This is a genomic window from Hydrogenophaga sp. (assembly GCF_026125825.1).
Lineage (GTDB): Bacteria > Pseudomonadota > Gammaproteobacteria > Burkholderiales > Burkholderiaceae_C > Hydrogenophaga.
In genome coordinates this window covers 1-15817 of the sequence record NZ_JAHCKK010000095.1, presented here as the reverse complement: position 1 = coordinate 15817, position 15817 = coordinate 1, and the positions used below count along the sequence as shown (strand labels likewise).

The following is a 15817-nucleotide window of genomic DNA, read 5'->3' as shown; positions in this document are numbered from 1 at the left end:
TCGCACTGGGGGCGGGTGGTTTGGGCATGAGGGATGACCGGACCACCCGACCCTGCCCACCCCGCAGGCACAAAAAAGGCCGCTCGAAAACGAGCGGCCCCAAGCCATTCAAACGAAAGTTGAATTACTTGCTGTGCTTGGCAATCAAGGCACGCGCCTCGGCAACCAACTTGGCGCCGTCGATGTTCTTGCCCTGCACTTCCTTGATCCAATCGGCCTCCACCACCGCAGCAGCCGCCTTCCAGCGCGCCGTTTCGGTGGCATCCAGCGTCACGACCTTGTTGCCCAGCTTCTTCGCCGACGCCAGGCCAATGCGATCGCCCTCATCCATCGCGCGCCCGAACAACGCCGCCGTCTCCACACCCGAATTCGCGTCGATCACCTTCTTCAGATCCGCCGGCAGCTTCTCGTAGCTGCGGCGGTTCATCGTCATCGCGAACGTCTGCGTGAACAGCCCCTGCTCACCCGAGAACGTGGTGTGGTTCTTCACAATCTCCGCAATCTTCAGCGAAGGCACCACCTCCCACGGAATCGTCGTGCCCTGGATCACACCCTTGGTCATCGCCTCCGTCACCGCCGGCACCGGCATGCCCACCGGCGTGGCGCCCAGCTTGAGCAACATATTGCTGATCACGCGCGAACCACCGCGCACCTTCTTGCCCTTGAGGTCCTCCAGCTTCGCCAGCGGCTCCTTCGTGTGGAACAGCCCCGGGCCGTGCGTGTGCGCCGCCAGCAGCTTCACATCCTTGAACTCATCGGCCGCGTGCTTCTCCACGAACTCGTGGAACGCGCGCGACGCCGGCTCGGCCGCCCCGCTCATGAACGGCAACTCGAACACCTCGGCCTTGTTGAAACGCCCCGGCGTATAGCCCAGCACCGTCCAGGAAATGTCCACCACCCCATCGCGCGCCTGATCAAACAACTGCGGCGGCGAACCCCCCATGGCCATCGAGTGGAACAACTGCACCTTGATGCGTCCACCCGACTCCGCCTCCACCTTCTTCGCCCACGGCACGATGGCCAGCGCCGGAATGGGCGCCGTCGGCGGCAGGAACTGGTGCAGGCGCAACGTCACGGTCTGCTGGGCCAGGGCGCTGCCCGCCAGGGCGGCCGCGCCAAGGGCAGCCATCGCCACGATGGCGTTGCGGCGTCGAAGGAATGTCATGGAGATGCTCCTGAGAGAAAGAGGAAAAGAGTTCGAGAAAAGAATCCGTGGGCCCATCCCCGAGGGGCGGCCAGGACATGACATGTGCCACGTCAGGCACAAGAGGCACACTGTGCAGCCATCGTGCGCCGCATGCCAGTCCGTTTAGGTACAAACAGCTATTCCATCTTGTTATGAAACCTGCTAAGCGTTTTTTGATCGCACGCACCCAGCCATGACCTCACCGATCCAGTTCCACTTCGACTTCATCTCGCCCTATGGCTACTTCGCCTCGCGGCGCATCGAGGCCCTGGCCGCGCGCCACGGCCGTGCGGTGGACTGGCGCGCCATGCTGCTCGGCGTCTCGGTGATGAAGGTGATGGGCCTCAAGCCGCTCATGGACACCCCCCTCAAAGGCCCCTACACCGCGCGCGACGTGCTGCGGCACGCGCGCGAGCACGGTCTGGCCATGAAGCGCCAACCCAGCGACCCGGTGATGAACCCCCTGCCCTGCGCGCGCGCCTTTGCCTGGGTGAAGCACCACCACCCCGAACACGCGGCCGCGCTGGCGCATGCGATCTACGCCGCCTACTGGGGCGAAGGCCAGGACCTCTCCCAGCCGGCGTCGCTGCGCGCCCTCGCCCTGCCCCCAGGCCTGTCGGCCGACGCCGTGGCGCAGGCCGCGGCAGGCGACGAGGCCGCGTCGCTGCTGCGCGCCATGGTCGATGCCTCGCTCAAGGAGGGGGTGTTCGGCTCGCCCACCGTGGTGGTGGACGGCGAACCTTTCTGGGGTGTGGACAAGCTCGATCAGGTCGAGCGCTGGCTCGCGCGCGGCGGCTGGTAGCCCTCAGGTCGCCAGCGCCCTATTCAGCCCTGTTCAAAACGCAGCTCCGTCTGCACGGCCATGGCGGCCAGGCCCTGCATCAGCCGCTCGCGCAAGGCCTCGTCGCGCGGGCCCCGCACGGTGATGACCGCGCATTGCCGCCCGCCCTGCTCCAGCGCCTGCACGCGCGCCGCCACGCCCGGCGCCCATTCGCGCAAGGCCTCGGCCAGCTTGATCTCGATCGCCCGCAAGCGCAGCTCGGGCTTGAACAGCTTGCCGATCGCCGTCATGGGCAAGGCCTCCAGCAGCACCACGCGCTTGGGCACCGCCGGCCGTTCGTAGACCTGCGGCGCCACGGCGGCGAGCAGCTCGTCGGCACCGATGGCCACCGCCCCGGGCTTGAGCGTCACGAAGGCCACCGGCACCTCGCCCGCGTAGGCATCGGGCTCGGCGACCACGGCGCACAAGGCCACGGCGGGGTGCGCGAGGAACGCGTCTTCCACCAGGCCGGGGTCGATGTTGTGCGAGCCCCGGATGATCACGTCCTTGGCGCGGCCGGTGATGTGCACACGGCCCGCCTCGTCGAGGTGGCCCAGGTCGCCCGTGACGATCCAGCCCTGCTCGAACAGGCCCGCGTTTCGCGCCGCGTCGGTGTAGCCCGGGCTCACGTGCGGGCCGCGCAGCACCAGAACCCCCGTCTCGCCTGCCGCGCAGCGTTCGGCCAGCTGCGCCTGGCCGTCGCGCCAGGGCACGGCGTGCACCTCGGTGTAGGGCAGCCGCAGGCCGGCCGAGCCGGGCGTGCGCGGGCCCTGCAAAGGCTCGATGCTCACCAGCCCCGCGCACTCGGTCATGCCCAGGATGTTGCGCACCGGGATGCCGGTGGCGGCCTCGAACCGTTGCGCCAGTTCGGCCGGCAGCGGCGAGCCGCCGGTGTAGGCCGCGCGCACGGTGGCGATGTCCGCATCCACCGGCACGCCCATCAGGGCGGCGAGCACCGTGGGCACGCAGGCCAGGTGGGTCACGCGCTCGCGCTCGCAGAAGCGCCAGTAGCGCTGCACGAAGCCGGTGTTGCGCATGCCGCTGAGCGTGGGCAGCACCTGGCGCGCGCCCACCGCGAGCAACGCCAGGCCATAGACGAAGGCCCCGGCCACATGGAACAGCGGAAAGCCATTGACCTCCACCGCGTGTTCGTCCAGGTCGTAGAAGGCATGCGCAAACCAGGCGGTGTGCGCCTCGTTGCCCTGGGTGTGCTGCGCCAGCTTGGGCGCGCCCGTGGTGCCGCCGGTGTGAAACAGCGCCACCACACGGTCGGGGTTCAGGTCGGGCTCGAAAGCCAGCGTGTCGGGCTGCGCGGCGAGCAGGTCCTGCAGCACCGGCACGCCGGGCGCGACGGCATCGTCCGCACGGATCTGGATCAGCGGCAGCGCGTGGTGGCGCACCACCTGCTCTGCCACCGGCCACACCGCGAGTTCGGCGTTGGGCCCCAGCGCGACCAGCAGCCGGGCGTTCGAGGCCTTCAGCAGGGCCGCGATGTGATCGGGCTGCAGCAGGTAGTTGATGGGGCACACGCGGCCCGCGAGCTGCGCACCCCACAGCACCGCATGCGCCTCGGGCGTGTTGGGCGCGAGCAGCGCCACCGCGTCGTCGGGCCCCACGCCCAGCGAGCGGAACAGGTTGGCCGCACGGTGGATGTCGGCCAGCAGCGCGCGGTAGGTGATGCGCCGGGGCGCGGAGGCCACATCGGCGTCGGGCAGAAAGGTGAACGCCTCTCGATCCGCAAAGCGCTCCGCCGCGGCGCGGATCAGCGCATACGGGCTGCGGTGCGGCGCGGTGTGTTCGCGCGGCGTCTGCTCGAGCCGCTCAATATCGGCCAGCGAACGAAAAGCTGTCAGCATGTGATCAAGCCAGCCCCAGCAGGCGCACCGCGTTGCCCTTGAGGATGCCGGGCATCACCTCGGGCTTGAAGCCAGCGACCTCGAAGTCCTTCATCCAGCGCTCGGGCGTGATCAGCGGGTAATCGCTGCCGAACAGCACCCGGTCTTTCAGCAGGGTGTTCGCGTACTGCACCAGCTGCTTCGGAAAGTACTTCGGGCTCCAGCCCGAGAGGTCGATCCACACATTCGGCTTGTGCGTGGCCACGCTGAGGGCCTCGTCCTGCCACGGAAAACTGGGGTGGGCCATGACGATCTGCATGTCGGGGAAATCGATCGCCACGTCGTCCAGGTGCATGGGGTTGCTGTACTCCAGCCGCAGGCCGCCGCCACAGCGCATGCCCGAGCCGATGCCGCTGTGCCCGGTGTGGAAGATCGCGGGCAGCTTGTGCGCGTTGATCACCTCGTAGATCGGCCAGGCCATCTTGTCGTAGGGGTGGTAGCCCTGCACCGTGGGGTGGAACTTGAAACCCTTGACGCCCTCCTCAGCGATCAGCCGCTCGGCCTCGCGCGCGCCCATCTTGCCCTTGTGCGGGTCGATGCTGGCGAAGGCGATCATCATGTCGCTGTTCTCGCGCGCGGCCTGCGCGATCTCCTCGTTGGGGATGCGCCGGCGGCCCAGTTTCGATTCGCTGTCCACCGTGAACATCACCAGGCCGATCTTCTTCTCGCGGTAGTAGGCGATGGTCTCCGCGATGGTGGGGCGGCGGTTGCTGCCGAAGTACTTGTCGGCCGCTCGGTCGTACTCCTCGCCGTAGTTGTCGAACGGGTTGCGGCAGCTCACTTCCGCGTGCGTGTGGATGTCGATCGCAAGGAGGTTCTTGTGGTCCATGGTTGTCTCTGTGATTAGGGTAAACACGGGGGTCGTTTTTCGACCGGCGCGCTTGTTTTGGTTATTGTTTATAACAATAATGCGACCTCACTTCAAGCACGCCAACCCTGCCTCATGCCCATCCATTCCACCGACATCAGCCTGAGCCTGCAAGGCGAATCGTCCGAAATCGCGGTCATCACGCTGAACCGCCCGGCCAAGCGCAACGCGCTCAACGACGGCCTGATCCTGGCCCTGCGCGACATCTTCCAGGGCATGCCCCAAGGCGTGCGCGCCGCCGTGATCCACGGTGCGGGCGACCACTTTTGCGCCGGCCTGGATCTGTCCGAGCTGCAGGAACGCGACGCCGGCCAGGGCCTGCATCACTCGCGCATGTGGCACGCCGCGCTGGACTGCGTGCAGCACGGCCCGGTGCCGGTGGTCGCGGCGCTGCACGGCGCGGTGGTCGGTGGCGGCCTCGAACTCGCCAGCGCCTGCCACATCCGCGTGGCCGACAGTTCGTCGTTCTTCGCGCTCCCCGAAGGCTCGCGCGGCATCTTCGTCGGCGGCGGCGGCTCGGTGCGCATTCCGCGCCTGATTGGCGCCGCGCGCATGGCCGACATGATGTTCACCGGCCGCGTCTACAAGGCCGAAGACGGCGAACGCATCGGCCTGGCGCAGTACCTGGTGCCCGAAGGCACCGCGCTGGAGAAGGCGATGGAACTGGCCAAGCGCATCGCCAGCAACGCGCCGCTGACCAACTACGCGCTGATGCATGCCCTGCCACGCATCGCCGAACAACCGGCCGACCAGGGCTTCTTCACCGAAGCGCTGATGGCCGCCATCGTGCAGAACGCCCCCGAGGCCAAAGAGCGCGTGCGCGCCTTCCTCGAAGGCCGCGCGAACAAGGTGCAGCGCGACTGACGTCGCTCCCCCCGCAGGGGGCGATGCCAGCGGCCCCGGCAAAGCCGGTTGCGCGGCGTCTCTGGAATGAGACACGCGACTCGAGAAACTGATCGACCAAGAAAAGCCCGAGAGAGACATGAGCCAGAACCCTGCCACGGCCACCCGCTACCGGCCCCTGAAGTTCGGTGTCACCCGCGCCACGCTGCGCGACGGCGACACCGGCGTGCACTACCTGCGCGCGGAGCAGGACTTGCCCGCCTTCCCCGGCCGCATCACCGACCGGCTGGTGCACTGGGCGCAGACGCGCCCCGACCAGACCCTCTTTGCGCGCCGCTCGAAGAACGCCGACGGCACCTCAGGCGACTGGCGCCACATCAGCTTCGCGCAGGCGCTCGAAGCGGCGCGCCGCATCGGCCAGGGCCTGCTGGACCGGGGCCTGTCCGCCGACAAGCCGGTGCTGATCCTGAGCGAGAACGACCTGGAGCACGCGCTGCTCGCGCTGGGTTGCGTCTACGCCGGCATCGCCTACTGCCCGACCTCGCCGGCCTACTCGCTGGTGAGCCAGGACTTCGACAAGCTGCACCATGTGGTCAAGACGCTCACACCTGGCCTGGTGTTCGCCGCGGACGCGCATCGCTACAGCCGCGCCATGCTCGCCACGCTGGGGCCGGACGTGGAACTGGTGACGACCGAGGGCAGCGTGCCCGGCCGCGCCACCACGTCCTTCGCTTCGCTGCTGGCCACCGAGGCCACGCCGGCGGTGGACGCCGCCATGGCCGCCACCGGCCCGGACACCATCACCAAGTTCCTCTTCACCTCGGGCTCGACCAAGATGCCCAAGGCCGTGATCAACACGCAGCGCATGTGGTGCGCCAACCAGCAGCAGATGACCGAGTCCATGCCGGTGCTGGCCGAGAGCCCGCTGGTGCTGGTGGACTGGCTGCCGTGGAACCACACCTTCGGCGGCAACCACAACTTCGGCATGGTGCTGTTCCACGGCGGCACGCTCTACATCGATGACGGCAAGCCCACGCCCGCGCTGATGGCCGAGACGCTGCGCAACCTGCGCGAGATCGCCCCCACGGTGTACTTCAACGTGCCCACGGGCTTCGAGGCCATCGCCAACGCGATGAAGACCGACGACGCCCTGCGCAAGACCCTGCTCTCGCGCGTTCGCATGTTCTTCTACGCCGGTGCCGCCCTGGCCCAGCCGGTGTGGGACGCGCTGCACGCGGTGCAGGAAATGGAGATCGGCGAGCGCATCGTCATGGGCACGGGCCTGGGCATGACCGAGTCGGGCCCGTTCGGGCTGTACGTGACCAGCGCCAACGTGAAGGCCGGCGACCTGGGCCTGCCCACGCCGGGCCTGGAGCTCAAGCTGGTGGACTCCGACGGCAAGACGGAAGTGCGCTACCGGGGCCCCAACATCACGCCCGGCTACTGGCGCATGCCCGCGGAGACCGCCGAGTCCTTCGACGAAGAAGGCTTCTTCAAGACCGGCGACGCGGTGAAGTGGATCGACGAGACCGACATCCACCAGGGGCTGAAGTTCGACGGCCGCATCGCCGAGGACTTCAAGCTCGCCACCGGCACCTTCGTCAGCGTGGGCCCGCTGCGCGCCAAGATCATCGCCGCCGGCGCGCCCTACATCCAGGACGTGGTGCTCACGGGCCTGAACATGAAGGAGGTCGGCGCCATGGTGTTCCCCACCGGCGCGGTGCGCGCGCTCAGCGGCCTGGGCGCCGAGGCTTCGATGCACGACGTGCTCAACAGCGCGCCCGTGCTCGCGCACTTCCAGAGCGTGGTCAACGAGCTGGCGAAGAACGCCACCGGCAGCGCCAGCCGCATCGCGCGCCTGTGCCTGCTGGCCGATCCGCCCACCATCGACCGCGGCGAGATCACCGACAAGGGCTCGATCAACCAGCGCGCCGTGCTGGCCCACCGGGCCGAGACCGTGGAGCGCCTGCATGCCGACACGCTGCACGCGATCCTGAAACCCCAGTAAAGAAGACACGACATGGCATCCCGAGGCTTTTTCAACGCGTTCGACGACGTCTGGCTGCTCGACGGCGTGCGCACCCCCCTGGTGGACTACTGCGGCGCGCTCGGCCACATCTCGCCCACCGACCTGGGCATCAAGGCCGCGCGCGAAGCGCTGGCGCGCGCGGGCGTGCCGGGCGAGCACATCGGCTCGGTGGTCACCGGCAACATGGCCCCGGGCGACTTCGACCAGTTCTTCCTGCCCCGCCACATCGGCCTGTACGCCGGCGTGCCGGTGGAGGTGCCGGCCATCATGGCGCAGCGCATCTGCGGCACCGGCTTCGAGCTGTTCCGCCAGGCCGGCGAACACATCCAGGGCGGCGCCTGCGAGGCCGCGCTGGTGGTGGGCACCGAGAGCATGACGCGCAACCCCATCGCCGCCTTCGACCACCGCACCGGCTTCAAGCTGGGCGCACCGGTGGGCTTCAAGGACTACATGTGGGAAGCGCTGAAGGACCCGGCGGCCGGCATCAACATGATCCAGACCGCCGAGAACCTGGCGAAGAAATACGGCATCACCCGCGAAGAGGTGGACGCCTTCGCCTCGGCCTCGTTCGCCAGGGCCGTGGCCGCGCAGGAAAGCGGTTTCCTCGCTGGTGAGATCGTGCCCGTGATCACCGAGAAGTTCGAGCTCGCGGGCTACAAGGCGCGCGGCATCCGGCTGCAAGGCAAGCTCACCGAAGTCGCCACCGACACCCACCCCCGGCTCTCGCCGGTGGATGTGCTGGCCAAGCTCAAGCCCGTGTTCGAAGGCGGTGTGCAGACCGGCGGCAACAGCTCGGCCCTGGTGGATGCCGCAGCCGCCTGCGTGATCGCGTCGGGCAGCTACGCGAAAGCCCACGGCAAGAAGCCCATGGCCCGCGTGGTCGCCGCCGCGGCCGTGGGCGTGCCGCCCGAGATCATGGGCATCGGCCCTGCGCCGGCCATCCGGCTGCTGCTGGAGCGCACCGGCCTCAAGCTCGGCGACATCGCGCGCTTCGAAGTGAACGAGGCGCAAGGGGCACAAACCCTGGCGGTCGCGCGTGAACTCGGCATGGACATCGAGCGCCTGAACGTCAATGGCGGCGCGATCGCGCTGGGCCACCCGCTGGCGGCCACCGGCGTGCGCCTGACGCTCACGCTGGCGCGCGAGCTGCAGCGCAGCGGCCAGCGCTATGGCATCTCCAGCGCCTGCGTCGGCGGCGGCCAGGGCATGGCCTTGCTGATCGAAAACCTCAACGCCTGAAACCAGAGAAGGACAAGATCATGAACATCCAAGGACACGCCGCCCTCGTCACCGGTGGTGGCTCGGGCCTGGGCGAGGCCACCGCGCGCGAACTCGCGCGCCTGGGCGCCAAAGTCGCCGTGCTCGACGTGAACCTCGACAACGCCCAGCGCGTGGCGGCCGACATCGGCGGCGTGGCACTGCGTTGCGACATCACCGACACCGTCAGCCTGCAGGCCGCGATCGACCAGGCCGCCGCCGCCCACGGCCCGGCCCGCATCCTGATGAACATCGCCGGCATCGGCTCGGCCAAGCGCGTGGTCGCCAAGGACGGCAGCCCCGCGCCGCTGGAAGACTTTGCCAAGGTCATCAACGTCAACCTGATCGGCACCTACAACGCCAGCCGCCTGTTCGCCGCCGCCTGCGCCAAACTGGATGCGCTCGAAGACGGCGAGCGCGGCGTGATGGTGTTCACCGCCAGCGTGGCCGCGTTCGACGGCCAGATCGGCCAGCAGGCCTACAGCGCCTCCAAAGGCGGCCTGGTGGGCATGACGCTGCCGATGGCGCGCGACCTCGCGCAGCACGGCATCCGCGTCTGCACCATCGCGCCCGGCCTGTTCAGCACGCCGCTGATGAAGCAGCTGCCCGAGCCGGTGCAGCAGTCGCTGGCGGCCAGCATCCCCTTCCCGCCGCGCCTTGGCAAGCCCGAAGAATTCGCCCAGCTCGCCGCGCACATCGTCACCAACACGCACCTCAACGGCGAAGTGATCCGCCTCGACGGCGCACTTCGCATGGCCCCAAGATGACGCCCCCTGCGCCGCACCTTCGGCGCGTCACCCCCTCACGGGGGCGATGCCAGCGGCCCGGCAAAGCCGGTTCCGCGGCATCCTGGTAGCAGACAACTCGATCGAAAGTAATTTGGCATGAGCAAAGTGGTTGTTTACGAAGTGGAAGTGATGTTCGGCGACTGCGACCCCGCCGGCATCGTCTTCTTTCCGAACTTCTCGAAGTGGATGGACGCGTCCTCGCTGAACTTCTTCGTCAAGTGCGGCGTGCCACCCTGGCGCGAGCTGGTCAAGACGCGCGGCATCGTGGGCACGCCGCTGCTGGAGATCCACACCAAGTTCAGCCGCCCGGCCACCTACGGCGAGCGCCTGCAGATCCACACCAGCGTGACCGAGTGGCGCGAGAAGGTGTTCATGCACCGCCACATCGTCAAGCGCGGCGACGAGGTGCTCTGCGAAGGCACCGAGACGCGCGCCTTCGTGATCCACCCGCCCGAGGCGCCCGACCGCATCAAAGCCATTCCGGTGCCCGAGGACATCAAGGCCCTGTGCACCTGAACCGCCGTTCCCCCCGCCCTTTCCCTTTTCACCACCCCTAGAAGGAGACTTGTATGAAAACCGTCAAAACCCTCATCGCCGTGGCCGTCACGGCCCTGGCGAGCACCGCCGCCCTGGCGGACATCAACGTCGGCGTGAGCCTCTCGCTCACCGGCCCGGGCTCCGGCCTGGGCATCCCGATGCAGAACCAGTTCAAGCTGTTCCCCTCCACCATCGCGGGCGAGAAGGTCAACCTGATCATCCTGGACGACGCGAGCGACCCGGGCAAGGGCGCGGCCAACGCACGCCGCTTCGTGACGGACGACAAGGTGGACCTGATCATCGGCTCGACCCTCACCCCGGTGGCCGCGGCCATGACCCCCGTGGCCGCTGAAGCCAAGACGGTGCAGCTGGCCGCTTCGCCGGTGGGCGTGCCGCCCGGCGCCGACCAATGGCTGTTCCGCCTGCCGCAGGGCAACGACGTGATGGCCCATGCCGTGGTCGAACACATGAAGAAGCAGGGGATCAAGACCATCGGCTTCCTCGGCTACACCGACGCCTACGGCGAGCTCTGGCTCAAGGCCCTCACGCCGCAGGCCGAGAAGGCCGGCATGAAGGTCGTGGCCGCCGAGCGCTTCGCGCGCAGCGACACCAGCGTGACGCCGCAGGCGCTCAAGCTCACCTCCGCCAACCCCGATGCGATCCTGGTGGTGGCCTCGGGCTCCGGCGCTGCGATGCCGCACAAGGCGATCGTCGAGCGCGGCTACAAGGGCAAGATCTACCAGACGCACGCGGCCGCCACGCCCGACCTGGTGCGCATCGGCGGCAAGGACGTCGAGGGCTCCTTCGTGGTCTCCGGCCCGGCCGTCATCGCCGAGCAGCTGCCCGACAGCCACCCGTCCAAGAAGCTGGCCGTGGACTTCGTGACCCAGTACGAAAAGCTGATGGGCCCCAACAGCCGCAACCAGTTCGCCGGCCACGCCTACGACGCCGCCATCGCCATGAACAAGGCGGTGCCGATCGCGCTCAAGAACGGCAAGCCCGGCACGCCCGAGTTCCGCGCCGCCCTGCGCGACGCGTTTGAAACGATGGGCCGCACCGTGTTCTCCCACGGCGTGATGAACTGGACCAAGGACGATCACTGGGGCTACACGAATGAAACCGGCGTGATGCTCAAGGTCGTTGACGGCAAGTTCAAGGTGGAGTGATTCGGAACTCCCCCTGCGCCGCTGACGCGGCTTCCCCCCTCTGTAGCGCGCCTTCAGCGCTTCGAGGGGGGGACGACACCTGGGGCCGGCGCAGCCGGACCCTCGGTGTCCCTTGGTTGTGGTGTGCCTGCGTTCTTGAGCTTTCTATTTAGCGCTTCCTTTTCTCGTTAGGCTTCTTATGGATTTCTCCATTGCCAGCATTCTTGCGCTGGACGGCTTGACCAACGGTGCGGTGTACGCGCTGCTGGGGCTGGCCATCGTCCTGGTGTTCACCGTCACCCGGATCATCTTCATTCCCCAGGGCGAGTTCGTCGCGTACGGCGCGCTCACCCTGGCCATTTTCCAGACCGGCAAGGTGCCCGGCACCGTGTGGCTGCTGTTGCTGCTGGCCGGCGTGGCCGCACTGATGGATCTGTTCGAGCGCTGGCAACACCAGCGACAGGTGCTCACCGCCATCAAGGCCGCCGGCCGCACGCTGGTGCTGCCCGTGGTCGTGTCCGTGGTCGCCATCTGGGCCGCTCCCCAGCAGTTCCCGCTGTGGGTGCAGGCCGTGCTCAGCGTGGCCGTGGTCACCGTGTACGGCCCCCTGGTCTACCGCGTGGCCTACCAGTCGCTGGAGAGCGCCACGCCACTGGTGCTGCTGATCGTCTCGGTCGGCGTGCACTTCGCCATGACGGGCCTGGGCCTGCTGTTCTTCGGCGCCGAGGGCTTCCGCAACCCTGCGTTCTGGGACACGCGCTACGCCATCGGCCCCATCATGCTTTCGGGCCAAGCCATCATCACCTTCGCCGCGACCGTGGCCCTCATCGTCATGCTCTGGCTGTACTTCGAGCGCTCGCTGCGCGGCAAGGCGCTGCGCGCCATCGCGGTCAACCGCACCGGCGCGCGCCTCATGGGCATCTCCTCGCAGGCCTCGGGCCGGCTCACCATGACCATGGCGGCCTTCATCGGCGCGCTCTCGGGCCTGCTGATCGGCCCCACCACCACCGTCTTCTACGACTCGGGCTTCCTGATCGGCCTCAAGGGCTTCGTGGCCGCCGTGGCCGCCGGCCTGGCCAGCTACCCCGGCGCGCTGGTCGCGGCCCTCGGGGTCGGCGTGATCGAAGCCTTCGGCTCCTTCTGGGCCAGCGCCTTCAAGGAAGTGATCGTCTTCACCCTGATCCTCCCCGTCCTGCTCTTCAGGTCTCTGAGCAGCAAGCATTCCGACGAGGACCACTGAATGAAGCTCCCCCCGAAGCGCCTTCGGCGCCTCCCCCCACGGGGCAACACCTGCGGCCTGGCCAAGCCAGTTCCGCGGTGTTCTGGAATGGCGTTGTTTCAAACGGGTCAATAACCGATATGCCAAAAACTCAAAATCTGGGCCTGCTGATCCTGGCCCTCGCGATCCCCCTGGTCGCCGTGCTGCCCCTGCCCGATTTCTGGATCACCCAGCTCAACTACATCGGCATGTACAGCATGACCGTGCTCGGCCTGATCCTGCTCACCGGCGTGGGCGGCCTCACCTCGTTCGGCCAGGCGGCCTTCGTGGGCATCGGCGCGTACACCACGGCCTGGCTCACGCTCAACCTGGGCATGTCGCCCTGGCTCACGCTGTTCATCGGCATGGCGCTGACGGCTGGCAGCGCGCTCATCGTGGGCCTGATCACGCTGCGCATGTCGGGCCACTACCTGCCACTGGCCACCATCGCCTGGGGCCTGTCGCTGTACTACCTCATGGGCAACCTGGACGCGCTGGGCAAGTACGACGGCCTGCTGGGCATCAAGAGCCTGTCCATCGGCGGCTTCGACATCGGCCAGGGCCGCGCCTTCTTCGTGCTGACCTGGTTCCTCCTGCTGGCCTTCGTGGCCGCGCTGCTGTACCTGCTCGACTCTCGCGCGGGCCGCGCCATGCGGTCGCTCAAGAACGGCTCGCAGATGGCCGAGGCCATGGGCATCAACACCTTCCGCTACAAGGTCACGATGTTCGTGCTGGCCGCGCTGTTCGCCTCGGTGGCGGGCTGGCTGCTCGCCCACTTCCAGCGCACGGTGAACCCCTCGGCCTTCGGCCTGAAGATGGGCATCGAGTACCTGTTCATGGCCGTCATCGGCGGCGTGGGCCATGTGTGGGGTGCCATCGTCGGCGCCGGCCTCATCCGCGTGCTCGAGGACCAGCTGCAGGTCCTGCTGCCCCGCCTCATCGGCACCAGCGGCAGCTACGAAGTGATCGTCTTCGGCATCGCGCTGGTGGTCGTGCTCAAGTACCTGCCCGACGGCCTGTGGTCCATCGTGGGCAGAGGCAAGGCCCCCAAGCCGCGCCCGGTGGACTGGCACAACGCCGCCGCCCTGCCCGAGCGCGCCAAGCCCGCAACCGGCGAACTGGTGCTCGACGTGCAGAAGGCGCGCATGCAGTTCGGCGGCCTGGTGGCGGTCAACGACATCAGCTTCCAGATCCACGCGGGCCAGATCGTGGGCCTGATCGGCCCCAACGGCGCCGGCAAGTCCACCACCTTCAACCTCATCACCGGCGTGCTGCCCGCCACCAGCGGCGAGGTGCGCTTCCAGGGCGGCAACGTGGTCGGCAAGCCCTCGCGCGCCATCGCGCAGCTGGGCATGGCGCGCACCTTCCAGCACGTGAAGATGATCCCGGACATGACGGTGCTGGAGAACGTGGCCCTGGGCGCCCACACGCGCGGCCGCAAGGGCGTGCTGCCCGCCATGCTGCGCGCCAACCGCACCGAGGAGCGCCAGCTCTTTCGCGAGGCCCAGCGCCAGCTCGAGCGCATCGGCATGGGCGAGTACCTGCACGAGCTGGCCGGCAACCTGGCCATGGGCCCGCAGCGGCTGATGGAAATCGCGCGCGCCCTGTGCGCCGACCCGACGCTGCTGCTGCTGGACGAACCCGCCGCCGGCCTGCGCCACAAGGAGAAACAGGCCCTGGCCGGCGTGCTGCGCCAGCTCAAGGCCGAAGGCATGAGCATCCTGCTGGTGGAACACGACATGGACCTGGTGATGCAGATCTGCGACCACCTGGTGGTGATGGAATTCGGCACCCTGCTCACCCAGGGGCCACCCGAGAAGGTGCAACAGGACCCCAAGGTGCGCGCCGCCTACCTCGGCACGGAGCATTGACATGAGCACGACCCCCATTCTTCAAGTCAAGGGCCTGCGCGCCGGCTATGGCCGCGCCGAGGTGCTGCACGGCATCGACCTCCAGGCGCAGGCCGGCGGCGTGATCACCGTCATCGGCCCCAACGGCGCGGGCAAGTCCACCTTGCTCAACACCCTCATGGGCATCCTGCCCGGCCAGGGCACGATCGAGTTTCGCGGGCAGGACATCACCACCCTCACGCTCGAAGAGCGCGTGATGAACGGCATGGCCCTGGTGCCCGAGAAGCGCGAGCTGTTCGGCACCATGGCGGTGGAAGACAACCTGCTGCTCGGCGGGTTCCGGCAGATGCGCCTGGGCAACGCCCAGTGGCGCAGCCGCATGGACGACGTCTACAGCATCTTCCCGCGCCTGCAGGAGCGCCGCGCGCAGCTCGCCGGCACCCTCTCGGGCGGCGAGCGGCAGATGCTGGCCGTGGGCCGCGCCCTCATGTCCGCGCCCGACCTGCTGATGCTCGACGAACCCAGCCTGGGCCTGGCGCCGCTGATCGTCAAAGAGATCTTCGCCATCATCGACCGGCTGCGCCAGACCGGCGTGACCATCGTGCTGGTGGAGCAGAACGCGCGCGCCGCGCTGCAGGTGGCCGATCACGGCTACGTGCTCGAAATGGGCGAACTCAGCGCCCAGGGCCCGGCCAGCGAACTCGCCAGCGATCCGCGCGTGATCGAAACCTACCTTGGCACCGCGCGCAAGGCCACCTCCGCATGAACGCCTACCAGCCCCGTGCCGCCGAACACGCTTTCGTGCTGTTCGACGTGCTGCGCGCGCACGAGCTCCTCGGCGAGCTGCCCGCGATGGCCGAACACGCCGACACCGGCCTGCTCACGCAGGTGATCGAGGAAGCCGGCAAGTTCGTCGGTGAAGTCATCGCCCCGCTCAACCGCGAAGGCGACGAAGTCGGTGCGCAATGGAAGGACGGCTCGGTGACGATGCCACCGGGCTTCCGCGACGCCTACCAGGCCTTCTGGCAGGCCGGCTGGCCCGCGCTGGCCTGCGCCCCCGAAGACGGTGGCCAGGGCCTGCCCACGGTGGTCGAAGCCGTGCTGCACGAGATGCTCAACGCCGCCAACCACGGCTGGACGATGGCGCCCGGCCTGCTGCACGGCGCCTACGAATGCCTGCGGCACCACGCCAGCGACGAGCTCAAGGCGCGCTACCTGGAGAAGCTGGCCTCGGGCGAATGGCTGGCCACCATGTGCCTGACCGAGCCCCACGCCGGCAGCGACCTCGGCCTGGTGCGCTCCAAGGCCGTGCCGCTGGCCGACGGGCGCTACGCCCTGAGC

At 68.2% G+C, this 15817-nt stretch carries 14 protein-coding genes; 11 read left to right on the top strand and 3 right to left on the bottom strand.

Annotation, left to right across the window (positions count from 1 at the left end; translation table 11 throughout):
* Positions 1–124: 124 nt before the first annotated feature.
* A complete protein-coding gene (locus KIT86_RS20970) occupies positions 125–1165 on the bottom strand; it encodes a TRAP transporter substrate-binding protein (RefSeq protein ID WP_297401997.1) in 1041 nt (346 codons plus the stop codon).
* 214 nt (positions 1166–1379) lie between these two features.
* Between KIT86_RS20970 and KIT86_RS20965 the strand changes: the two genes are divergently transcribed.
* Complete coding sequence (locus tag KIT86_RS20965; protein ID WP_297401995.1) at positions 1380–1988, top strand: 2-hydroxychromene-2-carboxylate isomerase; 609 nt, start codon at positions 1380–1382, stop codon at positions 1986–1988.
* A gap of 23 nt (positions 1989–2011) precedes the next feature.
* On the opposite strand, the gene KIT86_RS20960 is transcribed toward KIT86_RS20965, so the two are convergent.
* Together KIT86_RS20960 and KIT86_RS20955 are read right to left on the bottom strand one after the other, a co-directional pair.
* A complete protein-coding gene (locus KIT86_RS20960) occupies positions 2012–3862 on the bottom strand; it encodes an AMP-binding protein (protein WP_297401993.1) in 1851 nt (616 codons plus the stop codon).
* Positions 3863–3866: 4 nt separating this feature from the next.
* Positions 3867–4730, bottom strand: coding sequence for an amidohydrolase family protein (locus tag KIT86_RS20955; RefSeq protein ID WP_297401991.1), 864 nt, complete (start codon positions 4728–4730; stop codon positions 3867–3869).
* Between the two features lie 114 nt (positions 4731–4844).
* On the opposite strand from KIT86_RS20955, the gene KIT86_RS20950 reads away from it, so the two are divergent.
* From KIT86_RS20950 to KIT86_RS20905, 10 genes are all read left to right on the top strand, one after another.
* Positions 4845–5633 (top strand): crotonase/enoyl-CoA hydratase family protein, encoded by a 789-nt coding sequence (locus tag KIT86_RS20950; protein ID WP_297401989.1) that lies wholly within the window; start codon positions 4845–4847, stop codon positions 5631–5633.
* 118 nt (positions 5634–5751) lie between these two features.
* On the top strand, positions 5752–7620 hold the full coding sequence (locus KIT86_RS20945) for a feruloyl-CoA synthase (protein WP_297401987.1): 1869 nt from the start codon (positions 5752–5754) through the stop codon (positions 7618–7620).
* Positions 7621–7632: 12 nt separating this feature from the next.
* Positions 7633–8880, top strand: a complete 1248-nt coding sequence (locus tag KIT86_RS20940; RefSeq protein ID WP_297401985.1) for a thiolase family protein — start codon at positions 7633–7635, stop codon at positions 8878–8880.
* A 20-nt stretch (positions 8881–8900) separates the two neighbouring features.
* Positions 8901–9665, top strand: coding sequence for an SDR family NAD(P)-dependent oxidoreductase (locus KIT86_RS20935; RefSeq protein WP_297401983.1), 765 nt, complete (start codon positions 8901–8903; stop codon positions 9663–9665).
* A 117-nt stretch (positions 9666–9782) separates the two neighbouring features.
* Complete coding sequence (locus KIT86_RS20930; protein WP_297401981.1) at positions 9783–10202, top strand: thioesterase family protein; 420 nt, start codon at positions 9783–9785, stop codon at positions 10200–10202.
* Between the two features lie 53 nt (positions 10203–10255).
* Positions 10256–11389 carry an ABC transporter substrate-binding protein gene (locus tag KIT86_RS20925; protein ID WP_297401979.1) on the top strand — a complete coding sequence of 378 codons (1134 nt, stop codon included), beginning with the start codon at positions 10256–10258 and terminating at the stop codon, positions 11387–11389.
* A gap of 178 nt (positions 11390–11567) precedes the next feature.
* Positions 11568–12608: a branched-chain amino acid ABC transporter permease gene (locus KIT86_RS20920; RefSeq protein WP_297401977.1), complete on the top strand. Its 1041-nt coding sequence runs from the start codon at positions 11568–11570 to the stop codon at positions 12606–12608.
* A gap of 119 nt (positions 12609–12727) precedes the next feature.
* Complete coding sequence (locus KIT86_RS20915; protein ID WP_297401975.1) at positions 12728–14497, top strand: branched-chain amino acid ABC transporter ATP-binding protein/permease; 1770 nt, start codon at positions 12728–12730, stop codon at positions 14495–14497.
* A gap of 1 nt (position 14498) precedes the next feature.
* Complete coding sequence (locus KIT86_RS20910) at positions 14499–15242, top strand: ABC transporter ATP-binding protein (RefSeq protein ID WP_297401973.1); 744 nt, start codon at positions 14499–14501, stop codon at positions 15240–15242.
* On the top strand, positions 15239–15817 hold a 579-nt coding region (locus tag KIT86_RS20905; RefSeq protein ID WP_297401971.1), incomplete at its 3' end, for an acyl-CoA dehydrogenase family protein. The genes KIT86_RS20910 and KIT86_RS20905, both read left to right, overlap by 4 nt.